The sequence below is a fragment of the Dyella acidiphila genome (assembly GCF_014863405.1).
Classification (GTDB): domain Bacteria; phylum Pseudomonadota; class Gammaproteobacteria; order Xanthomonadales; family Rhodanobacteraceae; genus Dyella_B; species Dyella_B acidiphila.
The window spans coordinates 529,258-550,639 of the sequence record NZ_JACZZA010000001.1; the positions used below are offsets into that span (position 1 = coordinate 529,258).

Genomic DNA, 21,382 nt, shown 5'->3' on the forward strand with positions numbered 1-21,382 from the left:
CGGTAGGCCGCGACAGCTGTAAGTGGTCGCGGCGTGTTCGACCCTACTCCCGGCCCAAGGGGTGCGCAAGGACCCCTCGGCAAGGCGCATGGCTATGCGGGCGGTAGTCAAAAACCCGTAAAGGCCCCTGCAAAAAACCTACATGCCGCCTCCCCGGCCGTAGCCGGGAAGGTGTCATGCAAACCCGCTCAGTTACCGCCGGAAGATTGGTTTTCCTGCGCGGCACGGGCAGCCTGGGCCGCCTTGGTGGCGAGTGCGGCCTGGCGTTTGGCGGCCTGCGCCACCCGGGCCTGGGCCGCGGCCAGCTTGCGCGCCTGGTCGGCCTGGGCCTGGGCCTGGGCGGCCTGCGCCGCGGCGATCTGGCCCTGCGCCTGCAAGCGGGCGGTCTCCTGCTGCGCCAGCTGGTACTGCATGCGCTGGATATCCAGCTGCTGCTGGGCGGCATTGGCGTCGATCCGGCTGCGATCGAGCTGCAACTGGGCGTTTTCCTGATCGAGCTGGTTGAGCTGGCGCTGGGATACCTGCAGCTGCGCCTCGGCCTTGGCCTGGTCCACCCGGCGTTCGGCGATGTAGAGCGCGTGCGGGCGGTCGTGCGAGCTGGCCTGGGACAGCTGGCTGATCGCCTCGCGCGCCAGCGCCTGGTCGGCCTGGGCGTACACGCCCAGGTTCGGATCGCTGGCAAGCTGATTCAAGTTATTGCTGAGCCGGTCGACATCCATATCGTCCTTGCGCGCCTGGACGGCGACGCTGGCGAAAAGGGCCAACAGGGAAATGGCGATGAGCGACAAGGACTTTCTGGAGATGACACGGTTCATGGCTGGCCTCCCTGATTCTGCTGGCCAGCATCGGGCACGGTCTGGAAGCTCTGCCCCTGCTGCTGCGGCTGCGGCTGGGGGCTGCCCAGGACCGAGGACGACGGTGCCGGCATGTCCTGCTGCATCGGCGCCTGGGCCGGCAACGGCGGGGTCGGCGTGGTGCTGCCCGAAGCCGGCTCCGGCGTGGTGGACGAGGAGGCCGGATTGCCGTTGTCGCCACCGTTATCGCCATTGTCGGCGGCCTGCTGCATGGCCGCCTGCTGGGCGGCGAGCTGGGCCTTCTGCTGCTGATAGTGCTGGTCGTTTTCCGACTGCGCTTCGGCGTTCTGCGCACGCAACTGACCGTTTGCGTCCGTTTTTGACTGAATTTGGGCACGTGCCGCCGCCAGCTGGGCCTTGGTCCGGGCCAGCGTGGAGTCTGCGCGCGACTCATCGGCCAGGTCGGCAGCCTGGGCATATTTGCGGTCGGCCATGGCGGCCTGGGCCTGCTGGAACTTATCCTGCGCAAAGCCAAAATCGACCGGATCGTAGTCGGCCGCTCCCGCATCGCGGGCGGCCTGCAATTGGGCCTGGGCCTGGTTCATCGCGCTATCCGGCGGGGGTACGCTGGCACAGCCGCCCAGACTCAACGACACCGCCAGCAACAACGACGCCGGAACCACCGCACGGATACGCCAAGTGCGTACCCATAGCGGGGAAAATGTGTGCACCATCACTCATTCCTCTCTGAGGATCACGGCGTATTGTGAGCGGGCATAATCCTTGAATGCAATGCGTAAAATTTTGGGGTCTTTAAGGTGGATATCGGTTACTTCCTCAAGTTGATGGTGGATAAGGGCGCGTCGGATATGTTTCTGACGACGGGAGCCCCGGTGAACATCAAGGTCGAGGGCAAGCTGTACCCGCTCGGCAATACCGGGCTGCCCAGCGGCATGGTGAAAAAGATCGCCTACTCGCTGATGGACGAGGGCCAGGTGCCGCAATTCGAGCGCGACCTGGAGCTCAACATGGCGCTGGCGGTGAAGGAAGCCGGCCGTTTCCGCATCAACGTGTTCAAGCAGCGCGGCGAAGTGGGCATGGTGATCCGCGCGATCAAGAGCGAGATCCCCAGCATCGACCAGCTGCAGCTGCCGGCCATTTTCCGTGAACTGATCATGGAACCGCGCGGCCTGATCCTGGTGGTGGGCGCGACCGGTTCGGGCAAGTCGACCACGCTGGCGGCCATGCTCGATCACCGCAACAGCAACACTCCCGGGCACATCCTCACCATCGAGGATCCGATCGAATACCTGCATCGCCACAAGAAGTCGATCGTCAACCAGCGCGAAGTGGGCCTGGACACGCACACCTATCACGAGGCCCTGCGCAATGCGATGCGCGAAGCGCCGGACGTGATCATGATCGGCGAAATCCGCGATACCGATACGATGGAAGCGGCGATCGCCTTCTCCGAAACCGGCCACCTGTGCCTGGCCACCCTGCACTCCAACAACGCCGACCAGACGCTGGAGCGCATCCTCAACTTCTTCCCGGAATCGGCGCACAAGAACGTGCTGATGAACCTGGCCCTGAACCTGCGCGCGGTGATCAGCCAGCGTCTGGTCACCGGCAAGGACGGCCGCCGCCTGCCGGCGGTGGAAGTGCTGCTCAACACGCCCTTCATCCGCGACATGATCCGCCGCGGGCAGATCCACGAGGTGAAGGAAGCGATGGACCGCAGCCTGCAGGAAGGCATGCAGACCTTCGACCAGTCGCTGTACAAGCTGTACAAGAATGGCCGCATCGAGCTGGAAGAGGCGCTGGCCAAGGCCGACTCGCGCGACGGCCTGGCGCTGAAGATCCGGCTTTCGGAAAGCGGCAACACCGAGAATGCGGAGCTGGCCGGCAACGATCCGTACGGCCTGGGCTTCTAGGCACCGCAGGTTGGGTTGCCCCGGACCAGGTCCGGGGCAACCCAACCTAAGCCGAACATCATTTCATTGCGGAGCAGGCGCCGGCGCATCCGGCTGCTGCTCCGGCATCGCGGCATGGAACGCCGGCAGCGCCGCACAGGCAGCGTCGATGCGCAGGATGGTCGGGTAATCGTCCAGCGGTACTTTCCAGCGCCGCGCGTTGTACACCTGCGGAATCAGACACGCGTCGGCCATGCCCGGCGCATCGCCGTGGCAATAGCGGCCGGTGTCCTGGCTGCGGCTGAGCATGGTCTCGAACGCTTGCAGCCCACCGGCGACCCAATGCCGCATCCATGCGCTTTTCTGTGCATCGTCGGCCGCGAATTGCGTGCCGATCTGCTGCAGTACGCGCAGGTTGCCGATCGGATGAATATCGCAGCCCACCACCTGCGACAGCGCACGTACGCGCGCCCGGCCGGCAGCATCGCCCGGCAGCAGCGGCGGCTGCGGATGGGTTTCGTCCAGGTATTCCAGGATCGCCATCGACTGCGTCAGCACCCGCTCGCCATCGACCAGGGTGGGTACCAGTTCCTGCGGATTGAGCGCGGCATAGGCCGGCGCATGCTGCTCGCCGCCGTCGCGGACCAGATGCACTGCCCTCGTTTCGTAACGCAAACCCTTTAGATTCAGCGCAATGCGTACGCGAAAGGCCGCGCTGGAACGCCAATAGCTGTAAAGAATGAGATCCGATGGCATGGGCCGTTCCCTGCTGGAGATCGGCCCAGTGTAAAGCGGGGCCGTTTGCATCGCCGCGAGGCTGGCCGGAAAATACGCGGTTCCGGCCGCCAAGGCCGACCCTCGAAGCTGCCAGGAGTTTTCCCGTGACCGTCACCCGCATGAGCGACCTCGACCTGCGCGGCAAGCGCGTGCTGATCCGCGAAGACTTGAACGTGCCGATCGAGAACGGCCGCATCACCTCCACCCAGCGCCTGGACGCATCGCTGCCCACCATCAAGGCCGCGCGCGATGCCGGCGCCAAGGTGATGGTGATTTCGCACCTGGGGCGCCCGAAGGAAGGTCAGTTCGATGCGGAATCCTCGCTGGCGCCGGTGGCGAAGTGGCTGGGCGAGCAGCTTGGTACGCCGGTGCGGCTGATTGCCGATTACCTGGATGGCGTGGACGTCGCCGCAGGCGAAGTCGTGGTACTGGAAAACTGCCGCATGAATGTCGGCGAAGGCAAGGACGACGAGGCGCTGGCGAAGAAGTACGCCGCGCTGTGCGACGTGTTCGTGATGGATGCCTTCGGCACCGCGCACCGCGCGCAGGCTTCGACCCATGGCGTGATCAAGTTTGCGCCGGTGGCTGCTGCCGGTCCGCTGCTGTGCGGCGAACTGGACGCACTCGGCAAGGCGCTGGAACAGCCCGCGCATCCGCTGCTGGCGATCGTGGCCGGCTCCAAGGTGTCGACCAAGCTCATGCTGCTGGAAAACCTGATCGGCAAGGTAGATCAGCTGATCGTCGGCGGCGGCATCGCCAATACCTTTATCGCGGCCGCCGGACACTCGGTCGGCAATTCGCTGTACGAACCGGATCTGCTCGCCGCCGCCAAGAAAGTGCTGGCCGACGCCAAGCGCCGCGGCGCGGAAGTGCCGATGCCGGTGGACGTGGTGGTGGCGCCGGAGTTCTCCGCGCATGCACCGGCCAGCATCAAGGCGGTGGATGAAGTGAAAGATGGCGAGATGATTCTGGATATCGGTCCGCAGACCGCCAAGCTGTATGCCGACCTGATCGCCAAGGCCGGCACCGTGGTGTGGAACGGCCCGGTGGGCGTGTTTGAATTCGACGCGTTCGGCAAGGGCACCGAAGTGCTGGCGCATGCGGTGGCCGATTCCAAGGCATTTTCGATCGCCGGCGGCGGCGACACACTGGCAGCGGTGGACAAGTACGGCATCGCCGACAAGGTTTCCTATATCTCGACCGGCGGCGGCGCCTTCCTGGAATTCCTGGAAGGCAAGGAACTGCCGGCCGTGGCCGCCCTGAAAGCGCGCGCGGGGAAATAATGCTCTGTCTGTTCGACCTCGATGGCACGCTGATCGACTCGGAGCTGGGCATTACCGCCTGCATCCGGCATGCGCTGGACAAGCTGGAAATTCCCACCCCGGCCGATCTGCGCGACTGGATCGGTCCGCCGCTGCGGCACAGCTTTGCGCCGCTGATGGATCACGATGAAACGCGAGTGGAAGCGGCGGTGCACTATTACCACGAGCGATTCGCGGATCTGGGCTGGCGCGAATACGCCATCTATCCGGGCATCGAGGCGATGATCGATGGCCTGCAGGCCAACGGGCATCAGCTGGCGATCGTCACCAGCAAACCGCATCGGCATGCGCAGCCGATTGTCGATGCGCTGCCGTTCGGCCATCGCTTCACCCGCTTGTACGGGCCGCATCCTTCCAGTCCGCACAGCGAGAAAGCGAGCATGATCGCGGCGGCGCTGGCGGATTTCGGCGCCTCGCCACGCGAGACGGTGATGATCGGCGACCGCCGCTTCGACATTGAAGGCGCAGTTGCCAACGGCGTGACGGGTGTCGGCGTGCTGTGGGGTTTCGGTAGCCGCACCGAGCTGGAACAGGCTGGTGCACATGCGCTGATCGAGCACCCGGACCTGCTGGGTGCACTGCTGGCCGCGTAGGTTGGGTTAGCGCAGCGCAACCCAACAGACCTCCATCGAAGCGCCAGACATTTGCGTAGTTACCCCACGGCTCCAGTCCGAAGTAACCCAACCTACCAGGCATTGCGCGTTGGGCGCACCCGGAACGCCACGCTGATCCGCGGTCCCACCGGATAGCGCAGCTTCGGAATGCCATGGTCGTAATGCAGCTGCGCATTCCAGCCCATCAGCAACAGGCTGCCTGCCTCCAGTTCCAGCTCGGTTTTCAGATGCGGCGGCTGTTTGCGCCGGATCTGCATGGTGCGCGTTGCCCCCAATGACAGCAGCGCCACCGGCTGCTGCGGCAGCATTTCATGCAGCTTGTCGTTATGCGGCGCCACGCTGTCGTGTTCGTCGCGATAGAAATTCAGGCCGATGCTGTTGAACGGCGCATCGACATGCTGCGCGACCCGCGCCAAGGCCTCGCGCAACACGCCGGGCAGCGCGGGATCGGCCACGGCGTAATGGCAATGCAGCCGCGGCACGCCCACCAGGCGCTCGTACATCACGCGCGAGCTTGCGTGCCAGTCGCCCTGCTCGCGCAGAGCGTCGAACCAGGTGGCGGCCAACGTGGATGGAATAATTCCGGGCCGATACGTGATCGGTCCGCTAGCGTCGTCGGCAATCCGTTGCACGTCCTGCTCGAAAAGTAGGGTCTGCATGATCCTAAGTGCCGGTTGCGATCAGTGAAAATCCCGCGAACGCGCATCCAGTCCGCTGAGCATGTCGCTGACGTCATGCAGGCGCCGCGCAATCAAATGACTGACGCCGTCAGCCGTTTCCCAGCGTCCCTCAATCGCCAGCAGGCGTGCCTCCAGATAAGGACGGCGCTGGGTCTGCGCGATATGACTCCACACCACCACATTCACATGCCCGAATTCGTCTTCGATGGTGATGAAGGTGACGCCGCTGGCCGTTTGCGGCTGCTGGCGCTGAGTGACCAGGCCGACGGTGCGCACGGGCGCGGCGTGCGGCAGTTTTTGCAGGCTGCGCGAATCCAGGTAGCGGCTTGCGCGCAGGCGACTGCGCAGCAACCTCAAGGGATGCGGGCCCAGGCTCAAGCCGCTGTGTGCGTAATCGGCCTGCATATTTTCCGCTACCGTCGGCAGCGGCAGCACGATGTCCTGTTCGCGCGGACTGGTGCGGCCGAACAACGGCAGCTGCGCTTCCACGCCGGAGGTCAGCCATAAGGCACGATGGCGATGCCCGGCCAGCCCGCGCAGCGCACCCGCATCGGCCAGCAGATCCTGATGACGCGCGTCCAATGCTGCACGCGTGCAAAGATCCACTACATCCTGGAACGGACGCACATGGCGCGCAGCGGCAATGCGCGTGGCCACCTGCTCGCTGCAACCACGCAGCTGGCGCAGGCCCAGGCGCAGGGCGAGTCCTTGCGCACTCTGCGGATCGGCCTCCAGCGTGCAATCCCAATCGCTGTAGCGCACATCCACCGGCCGCACGCGAATGCGATGGCGCTGCGCATCCTGCACGATCTGACTGGGGCCGTAGAAACCCATCGGCTGCGCATTGAGCAAGGCACAGGCAAACATCGCCGGCTCATGGCATTTCAGCCAACTGCTGGCATAGGCGATATTGGCGAAACTGGCGGCATGGCTTTCCGGAAAACCGTAGCTGCCGAAGCCTTTTATCTGGTTGAAGATCTGCTCGGCGAATTCCAGCGTGTAGCCATTCTTCAACATTCCGTTGACCAGCTTTTCGTGATGCTTTTCCATGCCGCCATGGCGCTTCCAGGCAGCCATCGCGCGGCGCAGCTCATCCGCCTCGCCACCGCTGTAGTCGGCCGCCACCATCGCCAGCTTCATCACCTGTTCCTGAAACAACGGCACGCCCTTGGTGCGCTCAAGCACCGGCTCCAGCGCTTTCGATGGATAGACAATCGGTTCTTCGTTATTTCGGCGGCGCAGATACGGATGCACCATGTCGCCCTGGATCGGACCCGGCCGCACGATGGCGATCTGGATGACCAGGTCGTAGTAATTCGCCGGTTTCAGCCGCGGCAGCATCGCCATTTGCGCGCGGCTTTCGATCTGGAAGACGCCGATGGTGTCGGCGCGCTGGATCATGTCGTAGGTGGCTTTATCGTCCGACTTTATCGCGGCGATGCTCAGCGATTCGCCGCGATAGTGCTCATACAGATCGAAGCATTTGCGCAGGCAGGTCAGCATGCCAAGCGCCAGGCAGTCGACCTTGAGCAGATCCATGGTATCCAGGTCATCCTTGTCCCACTGGATGATGGTGCGCTCGGGCATCGTGGCATTTTCCACCGGCACCAGTTCATGCAATGGCGCATCGTGGATAACAAAACCGCCCACATGCTGGCTGAGATGGCGTGGTTTCCCCCGCAATTGCGCAGTCAGCATCAATAGTTGACGCATCACCGGCGCAGCGGGATCGAAACCCTGCTCGCGCAGACGATCATCCAGCGAAGCATCGCCAAGCCGGAAGAAGCTGCGGCCGATCTTGTCGATCTGGTCTTCGGGCAGGCCAAGCGCCTTCGCCACATCGCGCACCGCGCTTTTGGAGCGATAGCTGATCACCGTGGCGGCAATCGCAGCACGCTCACGGCCATACTTTCGGTAGACGTACTGAATAACTTCTTCGCGGCGCGAATGCTCGAAATCGACATCGATATCGGGCGGCTCATCGCGCTCTACCGAAATAAAGCGTTCCACCAACAGGCCGACCTTGGCCGGGTCGGCATCCGTGATGCCCAACGCAAAGCACACAATGGAATTGGCCGCCGAGCCGCGCCCCTGGCAGAGAATGCGCTGGCTGCGCGCGTAGCGCACGACATCGTTGACGGTAAGAAAGAACGCTTCGTAGTGCTTGATCTCGATCAGTTGCAGCTCACGCTCGATATAGGCCTGGATCTTGTCCGGCACGCCTTGCGGCCAGCGCGTGACTGCGCCTTCCGCCACCAGCTGACGCAGCCATTGCATCGGCGCATAGCCTTCCGGCACCAATTCCCTGGGGTATTGGTAATGCAAATCCCTCTTCAGGTCGAAGCTGCAGCGTCGGGCAATCTGCACGCTTTCATCGAGCAAGGCCTTGGGATACACCTTTTCCAGCAGGCTGCGCTTGCGCAGATGGCGCTCGCCGTTACGGAACAACACCGCACCGGCCTCGGCAATGGTCAGGCGATGACGGATCGCCGTCATCGTATGCTGCAGCGGCAGGCAGCCGCGCACATGCATATGTACGTCGCCACTGGCCACCAATGACAACTGCAGCGCATGGCCCAATGCTTCGAGCTCCGCCAGACGCGTACGATCATCGCCATCGCGATGAAGCTCCACCGCCAGCCACGCGCGCCGATCGAACACGCGCCGGATCCACGCGCCATGCTCACCGTCCGGCTGCGGCCCCGGTATCCATAGCGCCAGCGTGCCCGGCAGACCGTCGGACATGTCTGCCCTGGTCAGGCGATAGCTGCCTTTTTCGGAAGCCCGACGTCCTTGTGTAATCAAGCGGCAGATGGCGACATAGCCTTGCTTGTTTTCCGCCAGCAGCACCAGTTTCGGCCCATCCGCCAGCTGGATTTCCGTGCCCACGATCAGCGGCACTCCGCTATCGCGCGCCGCCTCCCATGCACGCACAATGCCGGCGAGCGAGCATTCGTCGGTGATCGCCAGCGCCGCATAACTGCATGCTTTGGCGCGCTCGAATAATTCGTGCGCACTGGATGCGCCGCGCTGGAAGGAGAAATCCGAAAGGCAGTGCAGCTCCGCGTAATCGCTCATGCAAACCACCCGTGCAACATCCAGCCGCACTGCTCGCCCGCTGCGCAAAAAACCCAGGCGCGCTGCCCTTGCGCGTTTTCGACCACGTAGTAATCGCGGCGCACGGTATCGCCATCCCACCAGCCGGTTTCCATACGTTCCGGGCCGGCCAGCACGTGCATCGGTCCGCGCCAGGGAAGCGGGCGCTGCAACAGCCAGGTGGGACGCGGGCGCGGCTCGATAAAGCTGTCGTTCTGCGTCGCGATGCGCTGCGAATGCTCGGGTCGCGGATCGATGGTAGTGCCCAGGCGATAGACCGCCGCATCGCCCAGCCTGGCGCGCAGGCGTTCGCGCAGTTGCTCGAACGACAAGGCATTGGCCGGACGTTCGTCGAACAGGTCGCGGCCGGCAGGCACGAAACCGGGCAGATCATCCGCGACCAGGCGCAATGCCAGCACCGGTGCAGATAATTGCACCCGCTCAAGGCGTCCGCGTGCCGCCTCGAACAACACCTCGGCGCCGCGCTCCGGGGCAAGCATGCCGACCGGCACCTCGGTGGCGGTGCCGTCACGCTGCTCCAACCGCAGCAGGAACCGCTGCACGCCGCCATCGCGCCCAGCCAGATAGGCAGCCAGATCGCTCATCATGCGTTTCAGCGGAAACACCAGCGCGGCGATGTTTTCCACTTCGTGCGAAAGCTCGATGCGCCAATCGACCGCGTCGGGCGGCAGATAAAGATCCAGGCCTGCAGGATGCTCGCCGGTGAGGCGATCCATCGCCTGCAGCAGTTCGGCGCCGAAGCGGCGTTGCAGGCCATCGCGCGGCATGCGCAGCAATGGCCCAAGACGGCGCACGCCCATGCGCGGCAGCGCATCTACCGCGTGCGCAGGCAAGCGGCTTTGCGGCAACGGCACGTCATCGAGCGCACGCCGCAGCGCATCCTGGGTAAACACTGCCAGGCCATCGCCGACGCCGGCCAGCACATAGGCGCCGTAAGGCGTCGGTGCAGCCGCCATGCGATGGCGGAAACCAAGTTCGGCGAAATCCTGGCGCAGGCTGGCCGCCATCTTGCCCCACGCACCGAACAGGCTTTGGCTCTTGCTGATTTCCAGTACGATCGCGTGCGGAAGCAGCGCCACCTGCGAGCTGTAGCGATACGCCACGCCCGCCAGGAACTGCTGCCAGCGCTCGACCTCGGCCGGGTCGTAAGACATCACTTCGAATTGCGCCAGCAGCGCCTGCGCCGCGGTCAGGCGTTGGCCCAGATACAGCCCCGCCGCACGCGCTGACGCATTGGCGGCAACAATGCTGCGCGCATTGGCCGGGCCATCCACCAATACCAGCGGGCTGTCATCGGCGCGACGGCGGAGGACGCCATCCAGCGCCAATTGCGGCAACAGCAGACAGGCCCATAGCATCGCCCGTCCTCACGAAGCAGCGTTCTTCTGCAGAGGAATCCCGCACAGGCCGGCACCCGCCGTGTCATGCATGCGCTGATGAACCGCCTGCACGAGTGACGCATGCCGGCCTGTGCCGGGAAGAACGGAGTCGCGCTCAAGCGCGATGGCCTGGGCCGGCGCATTGCCGCCGCGGCATTTGCGGATATGGATCAGCGTGTGCGGTGCCACGCTCAATTCCAGCCGCAGCGACGCCGGCGAAGCATTGGCCAGATGCTTGCGATCGCGAAAGACGAAGGCCAGCGCACGCCCGGCATCGGCGGCTACCTGCAAGCGGCGCAGACTGCGATCGTCTGCCTGCTGCGGCCATGCCAGCACCGCTGCGCAGCTGCCGGAGCGCAGACATTGTTCGGCGGCCCACAGCATTTGTTTTGCGTCGGCGTCGACGATTTCCAGCTGCTGCAGATTCACGCCGTGCTGGCGCCAGCCCATGGCGCACGGCGCATAAGGCGGCGCGATCAGCAGTACCGGACGCTGACCCTGGGTAAGCCGCGCCAGCGTCGGCAGCAGCAGTTGCAGTTCGCCAATGCCGTCGGCCGGCAGCAGGATTTCCGTCAGCGCCGCATCCGGCCAGCCGCGCGTGGGCAGCGCGGCATCGAGCGCGGGCCAGCCGGTGGGCTGCTCGCCTTCCGGCAGTGGCGCAGCGCGTCCGCGCCATACCTGGCGCGCATCCAGCAGATTCGACAGGGCTACCACCGCCCCCATCAAACGCCCCTCACCAGACCTGCAAACAAGCCTTCGATGGCGAAGTCTTCGGTGGGATCCGGATCGATCGGCTGATAGCCCGGGCTGTTGGGCAGCAGGCGGATCACCTCGCCCTGCCAGTACAGACGCTTGATGGTGAAGCGCTCGCCGCCCACGCGCGCCGCCACCACCTGCCCATGACGGGCCACCGGCGTAGCGTGCACCGCGACCAGGTCGCCATCGAGGATGCCTTCGTCGCGCATCGAGTCGCCGATCACCCGCACCAGATAATCCGGCTGCAGGCGGAACAGCCAGCGCGAGACATGCAGGCTGCGCTCCACCCGCGACTCGGAAAAGATCGGTTCGCCCGCGGCGATCCGGCCGATCAGCGGCAGCTCCAGCGTATCGGCGGCAAGCGGATCGGCCTCCTGCACCAGGCGGATGCCGCGCGAGCGGTTCGGCTCGATCGCCAGCCGGCCCTTGGCCTCCAGCGAGCGCACATGCTTGAGCACCGCGCTGACATTGGGCAGCCCCATGGCCTGGCCGATTTCCTCCAGCGTGGGGGCTTCGCCGTCCCGCTCCAGGCGTGCCCGGATGAAGGCCAGGATGTTGGATTGGCGGCTGGTGAGCTGGAGGGTCATGGTGACCGTATTTTCACCTTTTTAGGTGAAAATGGAAGGGGGTAGCCTAAAACGCCAACCCGTCATCCCGGCGAAGGCCGGGACCCAGTGACTTTTCCGCACCCAGGACGCTGGGGCCCGGCCTTCGCCGGGATGACATCACGATGCGGGTTGCGCACGCCGCCACAGGAAATAAACCGGCACGCCAATGGCAATGATCAGCAGGCTCATGCCCGCATCGCCGGGCGAGTTGATCACCGTGGCGCCGATCACGCCCAGCACCGTGCACACGAACAGCAGCGGCAGCAGCGGATACAGCGGCACCCGGTACGGCGCCGGCTGGTCGGCAAAGCGGCGGCGGTACCAGAACAGCGTGGCGATGCCGAAGGCGTGGCCCAGCCATTCGCCCACCGTGGTGTAGTCCAGCAGCTGGCCGAACGTGCCGGTAAGAATCAGCACGATCGCCCATGCGCCCAATACCGCCAGCGCAATCTGCGGCGCTCGCCAGCGCAAGTCGATGCGGCCCACCACGCGGAAGAACATGCCGTCGGCACCCATCGTCTGCAGCACGCGCGCACCACCGGCAATGGCGATGCTGCAATAGCCGAAGGTGGAGCAGGCGATGCCGATGGCCATGATGGTCACGCCGCGCGAACCGAAGATGCTGCTCATCAAGTCCGCCGCGGGCGCCTTGCTGGCGGCCAGGCCGGCATGCCCCAGGCCAACCAGGTAAGCGACATTGACCAGCAGGTAGCACACCACCACGCCGATCAGGCCCAGCGCCAGGGCACGTGGCAAGGTGCGCTGCGGATCGCGCACTTCGCCCGCCATATCGTTGAGGTAATGAAAGCCGCCGTAGGTAAACAGCACCGGCAGCAAGGCGCCGATCCAGGCGCCACTGGGCACCTGGTGGCTGGGATCCACCGCCAGCACGCCGCCCAGATGGCCGTGGGTCAGCGCCAGCCCCACCACCAGCAACATCACCACCGCCGCCAGCTTGAGTAGGGTGAACAGGTTCTGCATCCAGGCACCCGCGCGGATGCCGAACAGATTCACGCCGACGATAAAAAAGATCGCGCCCACCGCCACCGGCTTCACCCACCAGATCGGCAGGCCGCCGGCGCGGCAGAAGTAATCGGCGAAGGTGGTCGCCACGGCTGCCACGCTGCCTGGGTAATTGATCAGCGCCATGGTCCAGCCGAACAAAAACGCCGGCAGCGAACCAAAGGCTTCGCGCAGATAGATATAGATGCCGCCCGCCTGCGGCCGCCGCGCACCGAGTTCGGCGTAGCACAGCACACCGGCCAGCGTGAGCAGGCCGCCGATCGCCCATAGCGCCAGCAGCGGCAGTCCCGAGGCAGTGCGCTCGGCCACTGTCGCCGGCGTGCGGAAGATGCCTGCGCCGATGACGCCGCCGATGACGATGGCAGCACCGTCCCAGATGCCCAGCCGTCGAAGATAGGAATGTGAGGTGTCGTTGGTCATAGACGCCGACATTAACCCGAGTTGGCACTAAAATTCCGCTGACCTATGCCCTATGGCATCTGCGCCATGGCCGCTCGCCTGCACCATACGAGCGCGCACGCATCCTCTGGCACATTGACAGTACAAGCGCGGCCTCGGAATATTCGCCCGCGTCACGCGCCGTGACCAGATTTCACCGGCGCATCGGCCCCGAGGGGTGCTGCAACGGACATCCGGTCCGCTACGCTCGGTTTCGCCGTCCTTCCAACATGCTCAAGGGCGCCCACCCCATTTATTGGAGGTGTACCCATGTCCGTGTCCCATTCCGGCTTTCGCCTTGCTCTCGCCAGCTGCGCGCAGTTTCCGTCCGTCTATCCGGACGATGTGTATTTCGTGTCGGTGCTGCAGCGCCTGGGCATCGAAGCAACGGTATGTATCTGGAACGATCCCGCGGTGGACTGGACGGCTTTCGATGCCGTGCTGATCCGCACCGTGTGGGATTACTTCAAGCATTACGCCGCCTTCCTCGCCTGGCTGGATCGACTCGACCGCCTCGGCATCGCCGCCATCAACGACACGCGCCTGCTGCGCTGGAACAGCGAAAAACGCTATCTGCTGGATATCGCGCGCGCAGGCGTGCCGATCATTCCCACCCGCGTAGCGCCGGCCGGGCAACTGCCGCAACTGCTGCAGTCGCTGGCGCAGGACGAACTGGTGATCAAGCCCAGTGTCAGTGGCGGAGCCTGGCATACGCTGCGCGGCACACCGGGCACGGCGGCGTTCGAACAGGCGCTTGCGCAATTGCCCGCAACCCTGGATTTCCTGGTGCAACCGTTCGTGCCTGAAATCGCCAGCAACGGCGAATGGTCCCTGCTCTACTTCGCCGGCAGCTACAGCCATGCGGTGATCAAGCATCCCGCTTCCGGCGATTACCGCGTGCAGGAAGAACATGGCGGCAGCGCCGTGCAGGCCACGCCGGATGCCGGCGTACTGCAGGCAGCGGACCAGGCGCTGGCGGCGGTGGCCGCGCTCGGCTATTGCGAGCAGACCTATGCGCGCGTGGATGGCGTGGTGATCGGCGAGCAGTTCCACATCATGGAGCTGGAGCTGGTCGAGCCGATGCTGCATCTGGCCATTCGCCCGGACGCCGCCGAACGCTTCGCCGCGCAGGTGGTTGCACGGCTGCAAGGGCTGCATGGCAAAACGGCTTCTGCAGCGGAAGGCTCGGCGCCCTAGAATCGGGGCCTTCCTCCCCGTTCGTGCGAACTCGTGCCCGCCACGCCGCCCCGCAAGATCCTGCATGTCGACATGGATGCGTTCTACGCATCGGTGGAGCAGCGCGACGATCCCGGCTTGCGCGGCAAGCCGGTGGTGGTGGCGTGGCGCGGTGCACGTTCGGTGGTATGCGCGGCCAGCTATGAAGCGCGCAAGTTCGGCGTGCGCTCGGCGATGCCGGCAGTGCGCGCCGAGCGGTTGTGCCCGCAGGCGATCTTCGTGCCGCCGGATTTCACGCGCTACAAGGCGGTGTCGCGCCAGGTGCGCGAGATCTTCGCGCGCCACACCGACCTGATCGAACCGCTGTCGCTGGACGAGGCCTATCTCGACGTCACTACCACCAAGACCGGCTTGCCTTCTGCCACCGCGACGGCCGAAGCCATCCGTGCGGCGATCCACGAAGAAACCCGGCTCACCGCATCGGCCGGCGTCGCGCCGAATAAATTCCTGGCCAAGATCGCCTCGGACTGGAACAAGCCCGACGGCTTGTTCGTGATCCGCCCGCACCAGATCATGGCGTTCCTGGAACCGCTGCCGGTCAATCGCCTGCCCGGCGTGGGCAAGGTGATGGAAACCAAGCTGGATGCGCTGGGCATCAAGACCGTAGGCGATCTGCGCGCACTGGCGCTGTCCGAGCTGGAATTCCGTTTCGGCCGCTGGGGTCAGCGTCTGCATGAGCTTGCGCAAGGTGTCGACGATCACGCCGTGCAGCCCAATCAGCTCACCCTGCAAGTGTCGTCCGAAGATACCTTCGAGCACGATCTCACCCTGGACGAACTGGAACCGCATATCCGCCAGCTGGCCGAAAAAACCTGGGCCGCACATCAGCGCGAAGCACAGGGGGGACGCATCGCGCGCACCATCGTGCTGAAGCTGAAGACTGCCGATTTCCACACGCTTACCCGCAGTCTCACCCCGGCGTCGCTGCCGCATTCGGCGCAGGAGCTGGCCGATCTGGCCTGCGCATTGCGCGGCCGGGTGGAGCGTCCCGCCGACAGCCGTTATCGCCTGGTGGGCGTGGGGCTATCGGGTTTCGTCGACCAGGACAGCTTCCTCGCCCAACGCGATCTGTTCGATCACCCCGCGGCGACACCGACATGAAAAACCGCATGTGCTGGTTGGCAACGCTGCTGGTGTTCGCTGCCGCGTTATGCGCAGCACCCGCGCATGCCGAAGACGGCTACGACTTGTGGCTGCGCTATCGCCTGCTGGCACCCGCGCAAGTACAGCACTACCGTCCCCATGCCGCCGAGCTGGTCGCGGGCGATGCCACGCCCACCCAGACGGTAACGCGCGATGAATTGCAGCGCGGCCTGAGCGGCCTGCTCGGCAGCGCCATACCGCTGGCCAGCACGGTGACGCACGACGGCGCCATCGTCGTCGGCACGCCGGCCTCCTCGTCGCTGATCGCCGGCCTGAAGCTGGATCTGCAGGATCTTGGCGATGACGGCTATCTGATCCGCAGCGTGGTGGCGAACGGCCATGCCATCACCGTGATCGCCGGCCGCAACGATATCGGCGCGCTCTATGGCGCCTTCCAGTTCCTGCGCCTGCTGCAGACCACCCAGCCGATCGATCGTCTGGACCTGCGCGATGCACCGCATATCAAGCTGCGCGTGCTCGATCACTGGGACTATCTCAATGGCCAGGTCGAACGCGGCTATGCCGGCGCCTCGATCTGGGACTGGTGGAAGCTGCCGGACTGGCGCGCACCGCGCTACACCGATTACGCCCGCGCAAATGCCTCGATCGGCATCAATGGCACGGTGCTCAACCACGTCAGCTCCGGCGCGACCATTCTTACGCATGACTATCTGCAAAAGGCCGCCGCGCTGGCCGGCGTATTTCGCGCGTATGGCATCCGCGTCTATCTGAGCGTGCGCTTCAGCGCACCGATTGAAATCGGCGGACTGAAAACCGCCGATCCACTCAATCCGCAAGTGCAAGCCTGGTGGCACGCCAAGGCGGATGAAATCTACGCACTGATTCCGGATTTCGGCGGCTTTCTGGTCAAGGCCGATTCGGAAGGCCAACCCGGCCCGAAGGATTACGGTCGCACGCATGCCGATGGCGCGAACATGCTGGCCGATGCGCTTGCCGCCCATGGCGGCGTGGTGATGTGGCGCAGCTTCGTCTATGCCGACAAGCCGGACGACGATCGCGCCAAGCAGGCGTACCAGGAATTCAAGCCGCTGGACGGCCGCTTCCACGCCAACGTGCTGCTGCAGTCGAAGAACGGCCCGGTCGACTTCCAGCCGCGCGAACCCTTTCATCCGTTGTTCGGTGCAATGCCGCATACGCCGCTGATGATGGAGTTCGAGATCACCAAGGAATATCTCGGCTTCGCCACCCACCCGGTTTACCTGGGGCCGCTGTACGAAGAAGTGCTGGCAGCGGACACGCTGGCGCATGGCAAAGGCTCCACCGTGGCCAAGGTGATCGACGGTTCGCTGGATCACCATGCACTGACCGGCATGGCCGGCGACGCCAACATCGGCACCGATCGCAACTGGAGCGGCTCCGACTTCAATCAGGCCAACTGGTATGTGTTCGGCCGGCTGGCCTGGAACCCCACGCTGTCCTCGCGCGATATCGCCGAGGAATGGGTGCGCATGACCTTCAGCAACAACCCCGCCTTCGTCAAGCCGGTGGTGGCGATGATGATGGGTTCGCGCGAAGCGGCGGTGGACTACATGACGCCGCTGGGCCTGCTGCACCTGATGGGCCCGGGCCATCATTACGGCCCGGCGCCGTGGGATGCCAGCGAAGCGGAAGCCGACTGGCGCCCCGTCTATTACCACCGTGCGGATCGGCAAGGCATCGGCTTCGATCGCAGCCGCAGCGGCAGCGATGCGGTCGATCAATACGCGCCATCGCTGGCGGCGCAATTCAACGATGTACAGCAGACACCGGAACAGTTCCTGCTCTATTTCCATCACCTGCCCTGGAACTACCGCATGCGCTCCGGCCGCACGCTGTGGTACGAACTGGTGGCGCATTACACGCAGGGCGTCGAGGACGTGCAGCAGATGCGCGATACCTGGCAGCATCTGGACGGCTATATCGATGCGGAGCGCTACCGGCAGGTGGCGGCCTTCCTGACCATCCAGCAGCGCGAGGCGCAGTGGTGGCGGGATGCCTGCATCGCTTATTTCCAGAGCGTTTCCGGCCTGCCCCTGCCGCCCGGCTTTGCACCGCCGCAGCACCCGCTCGCGTATTATCAATCGCTGTCGTTTCCCTATGTACCGGGCTTTTCGTCGTGGTAGTAGCACCTTATTACCCGCCGTCGCCCGCACCCACCGTCATCCCGGCGAAAGCCGGGACCCAGCGTCTTTCGCCACATCGAAGGCACTAGGTCCCGGCCTGCGCCGGGATGACGGTCAAATAGGCGCCACGTATAAGCGCCACGCATCAAGGAATTCACCATGCACGTGGATGTACCCAAGCTGCCGATGGAATCGATGAAGGATGTGGCCAAGCATTATTTGATGATCGTGCTGGGCATCCTTACCGCGCTGGGCCTGGAGGCATGGATCGAGCATGCGCATCACCAACATGCCGCCGAGGCAGCCAGTACGCAGATCGAGGCGGAAATCCATGAAAACCGCCAGGCAGTGCAGCATGCGCTCGACAACGACAGGGCGCGCGAAGCGGTTCTGAAAAAAATCCGCGATGGACTGATCGCCGACATCAAGTCCAATGCCACCGACGCCGTCATCATGCAGCATCTTCAGCAGGAGGCGCCCGACGGGGTTTATCTCGATTGGCGCTGGCCCTCCTTGAATCACACGGCCTGGGAAGTGGCGATAGCCAACCAGTCGGCCGGGTGGATCGATAGCGACAAGCTGCATCGCTACGCCACCGTTTACTCCGCCCAGGATGCACATGCTGCGCTGATGCACACGGACATGCCGCTGGTGATCGACGGCCCGCGCATGAACGATGTCCTGCTTCAGCTGCAGATGGGCCAGGTGCAGCCGAAGGAACTCCTGCTCAGCGTCAACCAGATGTGGGAGATCGCCAATGAAAGCAGCCAAAATCTGACTGTCCTGGCCCAGCTGATGGATGGCACCCTGACCGGCCCAGGCTCCGCGCACTGACCCGCCCTTCCGCACAGGGCGGGTGCGGCGCGCGCTTTCCTAGCCCTGCCCCTGTGGTTACGCTTGCGCATCGACCCGCCCGGAGCACGACGCACCATGCATCTGGAATTGCCCAAAGCATCGTTGGAATCGGGGAAGGATTTCCTCAAGCATTACCTGATGATCGTGCTCAGCATTCTCACCGCGCTGGGCCTGGAAGCCTGGATCGAGCATGCGCATCACCAGCATGCGGCACAGGTGGCTTCTGCGCAGATCGATGCGGAGATCCGTGCCAATCTGGCCGAGATCCACATCGCGCTGACGGAAGATACCGAACATGCGCAAACCTTCGCCCGAATCCGCGACGGGCTGGAACAAGACCTGCGCGCAAACACGCCCGAAGCGACCATTGAACAGCACATCCTGGCGCAGACCGGAGACGGCAACTTCAATCTCAATCTGCGCTGGCCCACTTTGCGCCAGGAAGCCTGGGATGTGGCCGTGGCCAACCAGTCGGTGAGCTGGCTCGACGACGAACGGATGCGCCGCTACTCCGCCGCCTATTCAGCGCAACGCGACGTCGTCAATAGCCTGAGCGCCAACCTGGGGCTGGTGATGAATGGGCCGAGGATGATCGACACGGCTACCGACCTGCGCTCCGGCCACGTGGATCCGCGCGAATTCCTGCATGTGATTGCACAAATGGCCTTGATGCTCCGCCAGGCCAAGGACAACCTGGGTACCTTGCAGCAGCGTTTGCAGGATGCCCTGCCGGAAGAAAAGCACTGAGCCCGAGCACTCAACGTGTGCCTATAAAAAAAGCCCGGATCGCTCCGGGCTTTTTTAATGCTTGCTTTTTGATGCTTACTTTTTCTTCGGCATGTACAAATCGGTGATGGTGCCTTCGTAGGCTTCGGCCGCCATGCCCACCGATTCGCTCAAGGTCGGATGCGGGTGGATGGTGAGGCCGATATCGGCCGCCTCCGCCCCCATCTCGATCGCCAGCGCGACTTCGGAAATCAGGTCGCCGGCATGCGGACCGACGATGCCGCCACCGACCACGCGATGGGTTTCCTCGTCGAACAGCAGCTTGGTAAAGCCTTCGGTGCGGTCGATGCCGATGGCGCGGCCGCTGGCCACCCACGGGAACTTGCCCACGCCGATCTTCAGGCCCTTTTCCTTGGCCTCGCGCTCGGTCACGCCGACCCAGGCGATTTCCGGGTCGGTATAGGCCACCGACGGAATCACCCGCGCATCGAAATGGCTCTTCTGGCCGGCGACCACTTCCGCGGCCACCTTCGCTTCATGCGTGGCCTTGTGCGCCAGCATCGGCTGGCCGACCAGATCGCCGATGGCGAAGATATGCGGCACGTTGGTGCGCATCTGCGTATCGACGTTGATGAAGCCGCGCTCGGTAACGGCGACGCCGGCCTTGTCCGCGCCGATCTTGTTGCCGTTGGCCGAGCGACCCACCGATACAAGCACGCGATCGAACAGCGTGGTGGCGGGCATGTTCTCGCCTTCGTAGCTGACCTCGATGCCCTTTTTGGTGGCCTTGGCTTCCACCACCTTGGTCTTCAGGTGCACGCCCTTGAGCTTGCCGCCCAGGCGCTTGGCCAGCGGCTTGATCAGGTCGGCATCGGCCCCCGGAATGATCTGGTCCATGAATTCGACCACGGTCACTTCGCTGCCCAGCGCGGCATACACGGTGGCCATTTCCAGGCCGATGATGCCGCCGCCGACCACCAGCAACTTGGCCGGCACGTCGCGCAGTTCCAGCGCACCGGTGGAATCGACGATGCGCTCGTCGTCCCACGGGAACGCCGGCAGCTTCACCGACTGCGAACCGGCGGCGATGATGGCGTATTCGAAGCGCAGCAGCTTTTTGCCGTCGGCGGTGTCGATTTCCATTTCATTGGGCGATACGAACATGCCTACGCCCTGCACCGTGCGCACCTTGCGCTGCTTGGCCATGCTGGCCAGGCCGCCGGTGAGCTGGCCGACCACCTTGGTCTTGAAACCGCGCAGCTTGTCGATGTCGATCTTGGGCTTGCCGAAGCTGACGCCGTGCGCAGCCATCGCTTCCGCCTCGTCGATCACCGCCGCAGCATGCAGCAGCGCCTTGGACGGAATGCAGCCGACGTTGAGGCAGACGCCGCCGAGCGAGGCATAGCGCTCCACCAGCACGGTATCCACACCCAGGTCGGCGGCGCGGAACGCCGCGGTATAGCCGCCCGGGCCGGAGCCCAGCACGACCAGCTTGCATTCGATGTCGGCCTTGCGGCCGGTGCCGCCAGCGGCCTGCGGCGCAGGGGCCGAAGGCGACTTGGCCGGTGCGGGGGCGGGTGCCGGAGCGGGTGCCGGTGCAGCCGCCTTGGGCGCCTCCGCGGCGCTGCCTTCGCCGGAGGTTTCCAGGATGGCGATCACCGCCCCCTCGGACACCTCGTCGCCGACCTTGAGCTTCAGCTCCTTGATCACGCCGGCCGCGCTGGCGGGAATCTCCATCGTGGCCTTGTCGGATTCCAGCGTGATCAGGCTTTGTTCCTTCGCCACGCTGTCGCCGACTTTCACCATCACCTCGATCACCGGCACGCCATCGTGACCGCCGATATCGGGGACTTTCAGTTCGATCGTATTGGCCATGGT

The 21,382-nt window shown here is 64.5% G+C and carries 17 protein-coding genes and 1 pseudogene; 8 read left to right on the forward strand and 10 right to left on the reverse strand.

Annotated elements, in window-relative coordinates:
* Positions 1–188: 188 nt before the first annotated feature.
* Together IGX34_RS02480 and IGX34_RS02485 are read right to left on the reverse strand one after the other, a co-directional pair.
* Positions 189–815, reverse strand: coding sequence for a hypothetical protein (locus tag IGX34_RS02480; protein ID WP_192554074.1), 627 nt, complete (start codon positions 813–815; stop codon positions 189–191).
* Positions 812–1,528 (reverse strand): DUF4398 domain-containing protein, encoded by a 717-nt coding sequence (locus IGX34_RS02485; protein WP_192554075.1) that lies wholly within the window; start codon positions 1,526–1,528, stop codon positions 812–814. The genes IGX34_RS02480 and IGX34_RS02485 overlap by 4 nt, the downstream gene beginning before the upstream one ends.
* A 111-nt stretch (positions 1,529–1,639) precedes the next feature.
* Here IGX34_RS02485 and IGX34_RS02490 point away from each other — a divergent pair, with 111 nt between their 5' ends.
* Positions 1,640–2,728 carry a PilT/PilU family type 4a pilus ATPase gene (locus IGX34_RS02490; protein ID WP_192554497.1) on the forward strand — a complete coding sequence of 363 codons (1,089 nt, stop codon included), beginning with the start codon at positions 1,640–1,642 and terminating at the stop codon, positions 2,726–2,728.
* Between the two features lie 63 nt (positions 2,729–2,791).
* On the opposite strand, the gene maiA is transcribed toward IGX34_RS02490, so the two are convergent.
* Positions 2,792–3,463, reverse strand: coding sequence for a maleylacetoacetate isomerase (maiA, locus tag IGX34_RS02495; protein ID WP_192554076.1), 672 nt, complete (start codon positions 3,461–3,463; stop codon positions 2,792–2,794).
* Positions 3,464–3,588: 125 nt separating this feature from the next.
* Here maiA and IGX34_RS02500 point away from each other — a divergent pair, with 125 nt between their 5' ends.
* Positions 3,589–4,767 (forward strand): phosphoglycerate kinase, encoded by a 1,179-nt coding sequence (locus IGX34_RS02500; RefSeq protein ID WP_192554077.1) that lies wholly within the window; start codon positions 3,589–3,591, stop codon positions 4,765–4,767.
* Positions 4,767–5,399, forward strand: coding sequence for an HAD hydrolase-like protein (locus IGX34_RS02505; RefSeq protein ID WP_192554078.1), 633 nt, complete (start codon positions 4,767–4,769; stop codon positions 5,397–5,399). The genes IGX34_RS02500 and IGX34_RS02505 overlap by 1 nt, the downstream gene beginning before the upstream one ends.
* A gap of 92 nt (positions 5,400–5,491) precedes the next feature.
* On the opposite strand, the gene IGX34_RS02510 is transcribed toward IGX34_RS02505, so the two are convergent.
* From IGX34_RS02510 to IGX34_RS02535, 6 genes and pseudogenes are all read right to left on the reverse strand, one after another.
* Positions 5,492–6,079 (reverse strand): alpha-ketoglutarate-dependent dioxygenase AlkB, encoded by a 588-nt coding sequence (locus tag IGX34_RS02510; RefSeq protein ID WP_192554079.1) that lies wholly within the window; start codon positions 6,077–6,079, stop codon positions 5,492–5,494.
* 21 nt (positions 6,080–6,100) lie between these two features.
* Positions 6,101–9,178 carry an error-prone DNA polymerase gene (locus IGX34_RS02515; RefSeq protein ID WP_192554080.1) on the reverse strand — a complete coding sequence of 1,026 codons (3,078 nt, stop codon included), beginning with the start codon at positions 9,176–9,178 and terminating at the stop codon, positions 6,101–6,103.
* Entirely contained in the window at positions 9,175–10,575 is a 1,401-nt protein-coding gene (locus IGX34_RS02520) for a Y-family DNA polymerase (protein ID WP_192554081.1), read from the reverse strand. Before IGX34_RS02520 ends, IGX34_RS02515 begins: the two co-directional genes overlap by 4 nt.
* A 132-nt stretch (positions 10,576–10,707) precedes the next feature.
* Positions 10,708–11,319: pseudogene (imuA, locus tag IGX34_RS02525) on the reverse strand (translesion DNA synthesis-associated protein ImuA); the annotation flags it as partial.
* Positions 11,319–11,939, reverse strand: a complete 621-nt coding sequence (gene lexA, locus IGX34_RS02530) for a transcriptional repressor LexA (protein WP_192554083.1) — start codon at positions 11,937–11,939, stop codon at positions 11,319–11,321. The pseudogene imuA and the gene lexA, both read right to left, overlap by 1 nt.
* Before the next feature lie 138 nt (positions 11,940–12,077).
* The gene (locus IGX34_RS02535) at positions 12,078–13,403 is read right to left on the reverse strand and encodes an APC family permease (protein WP_192554084.1); all 1,326 of its coding nucleotides are present in this window, start codon (positions 13,401–13,403) and stop codon (positions 12,078–12,080) included.
* 288 nt (positions 13,404–13,691) lie between these two features.
* Between IGX34_RS02535 and IGX34_RS02540 the strand changes: the two genes are divergently transcribed.
* The 5 genes from IGX34_RS02540 (at position 13,692) to IGX34_RS02560 (ending at position 19,525) form a co-directional block, all read left to right on the forward strand.
* Entirely contained in the window at positions 13,692–14,618 is a 927-nt protein-coding gene (locus tag IGX34_RS02540) for an ATP-grasp domain-containing protein (protein ID WP_192554085.1), read from the forward strand.
* Between the two features lie 72 nt (positions 14,619–14,690).
* Positions 14,691–15,758 carry a DNA polymerase IV gene (gene dinB / locus IGX34_RS02545; protein ID WP_192554498.1) on the forward strand — a complete coding sequence of 356 codons (1,068 nt, stop codon included), beginning with the start codon at positions 14,691–14,693 and terminating at the stop codon, positions 15,756–15,758.
* Complete coding sequence (locus tag IGX34_RS02550; protein WP_274380808.1) at positions 15,755–17,923, forward strand: alpha-glucuronidase family glycosyl hydrolase; 2,169 nt, start codon at positions 15,755–15,757, stop codon at positions 17,921–17,923. Before dinB ends, IGX34_RS02550 begins: the two co-directional genes overlap by 4 nt.
* Positions 17,924–18,082: 159 nt before the next feature.
* Positions 18,083–18,757, forward strand: a complete 675-nt coding sequence (locus IGX34_RS02555) for a hypothetical protein (protein ID WP_192554086.1) — start codon at positions 18,083–18,085, stop codon at positions 18,755–18,757.
* 96 nt (positions 18,758–18,853) lie between these two features.
* Entirely contained in the window at positions 18,854–19,525 is a 672-nt protein-coding gene (locus IGX34_RS02560) for a hypothetical protein (protein WP_192554087.1), read from the forward strand.
* Positions 19,526–19,600: 75 nt separating this feature from the next.
* On the opposite strand, the gene lpdA is transcribed toward IGX34_RS02560, so the two are convergent.
* Positions 19,601–21,379, reverse strand: a complete 1,779-nt coding sequence (gene lpdA / locus IGX34_RS02565; protein WP_192554088.1) for a dihydrolipoyl dehydrogenase — start codon at positions 21,377–21,379, stop codon at positions 19,601–19,603.
* Between the last annotated feature and the right edge of the window lie 3 nt (positions 21,380–21,382).

What these genes read in the sequence shown, in the direction of transcription:
- IGX34_RS02480 (WP_192554074.1), bottom strand. Translation starts at nt 815, where the DNA reads ATGAACCGTGTCATCTCCAGAAAGTCCTTGTCGCTCATCGCCATTTCC.
- IGX34_RS02485 (WP_192554075.1), bottom strand. Translation starts at nt 1,528, where the DNA reads ATGGTGCACACATTTTCCCCGCTATGGGTACGCACTTGGCGTATCCGT.
- IGX34_RS02490 (WP_192554497.1), top strand. Translation starts at nt 1,640, where the DNA reads ATGGTGGATAAGGGCGCGTCGGATATGTTTCTGACGACGGGAGCCCCG.
- maiA (WP_192554076.1), bottom strand. Translation starts at nt 3,463, where the DNA reads ATGCCATCGGATCTCATTCTTTACAGCTATTGGCGTTCCAGCGCGGCC.
- IGX34_RS02505 (WP_192554078.1), top strand. Translation starts at nt 4,767, where the DNA reads ATGCTCTGTCTGTTCGACCTCGATGGCACGCTGATCGACTCGGAGCTG.
- IGX34_RS02510 (WP_192554079.1), bottom strand. Translation starts at nt 6,079, where the DNA reads ATGCAGACCCTACTTTTCGAGCAGGACGTGCAACGGATTGCCGACGAC.
- IGX34_RS02515 (WP_192554080.1), bottom strand. Translation starts at nt 9,178, where the DNA reads ATGAGCGATTACGCGGAGCTGCACTGCCTTTCGGATTTCTCCTTCCAG.
- IGX34_RS02520 (WP_192554081.1), bottom strand. Translation starts at nt 10,575, where the DNA reads ATGCTATGGGCCTGTCTGCTGTTGCCGCAATTGGCGCTGGATGGCGTC.
- lexA (WP_192554083.1), bottom strand. Translation starts at nt 11,939, where the DNA reads ATGACCCTCCAGCTCACCAGCCGCCAATCCAACATCCTGGCCTTCATC.
- IGX34_RS02535 (WP_192554084.1), bottom strand. Translation starts at nt 13,403, where the DNA reads ATGACCAACGACACCTCACATTCCTATCTTCGACGGCTGGGCATCTGG.
- IGX34_RS02540 (WP_192554085.1), top strand. Translation starts at nt 13,692, where the DNA reads ATGTCCGTGTCCCATTCCGGCTTTCGCCTTGCTCTCGCCAGCTGCGCG.
- dinB (WP_192554498.1), top strand. Translation starts at nt 14,691, where the DNA reads ATGGATGCGTTCTACGCATCGGTGGAGCAGCGCGACGATCCCGGCTTG.
- IGX34_RS02550 (WP_274380808.1), top strand. Translation starts at nt 15,755, where the DNA reads ATGAAAAACCGCATGTGCTGGTTGGCAACGCTGCTGGTGTTCGCTGCC.
- IGX34_RS02555 (WP_192554086.1), top strand. Translation starts at nt 18,083, where the DNA reads ATGCACGTGGATGTACCCAAGCTGCCGATGGAATCGATGAAGGATGTG.
- IGX34_RS02560 (WP_192554087.1), top strand. Translation starts at nt 18,854, where the DNA reads ATGCATCTGGAATTGCCCAAAGCATCGTTGGAATCGGGGAAGGATTTC.
- lpdA (WP_192554088.1), bottom strand. Translation starts at nt 21,379, where the DNA reads ATGGCCAATACGATCGAACTGAAAGTCCCCGATATCGGCGGTCACGAT.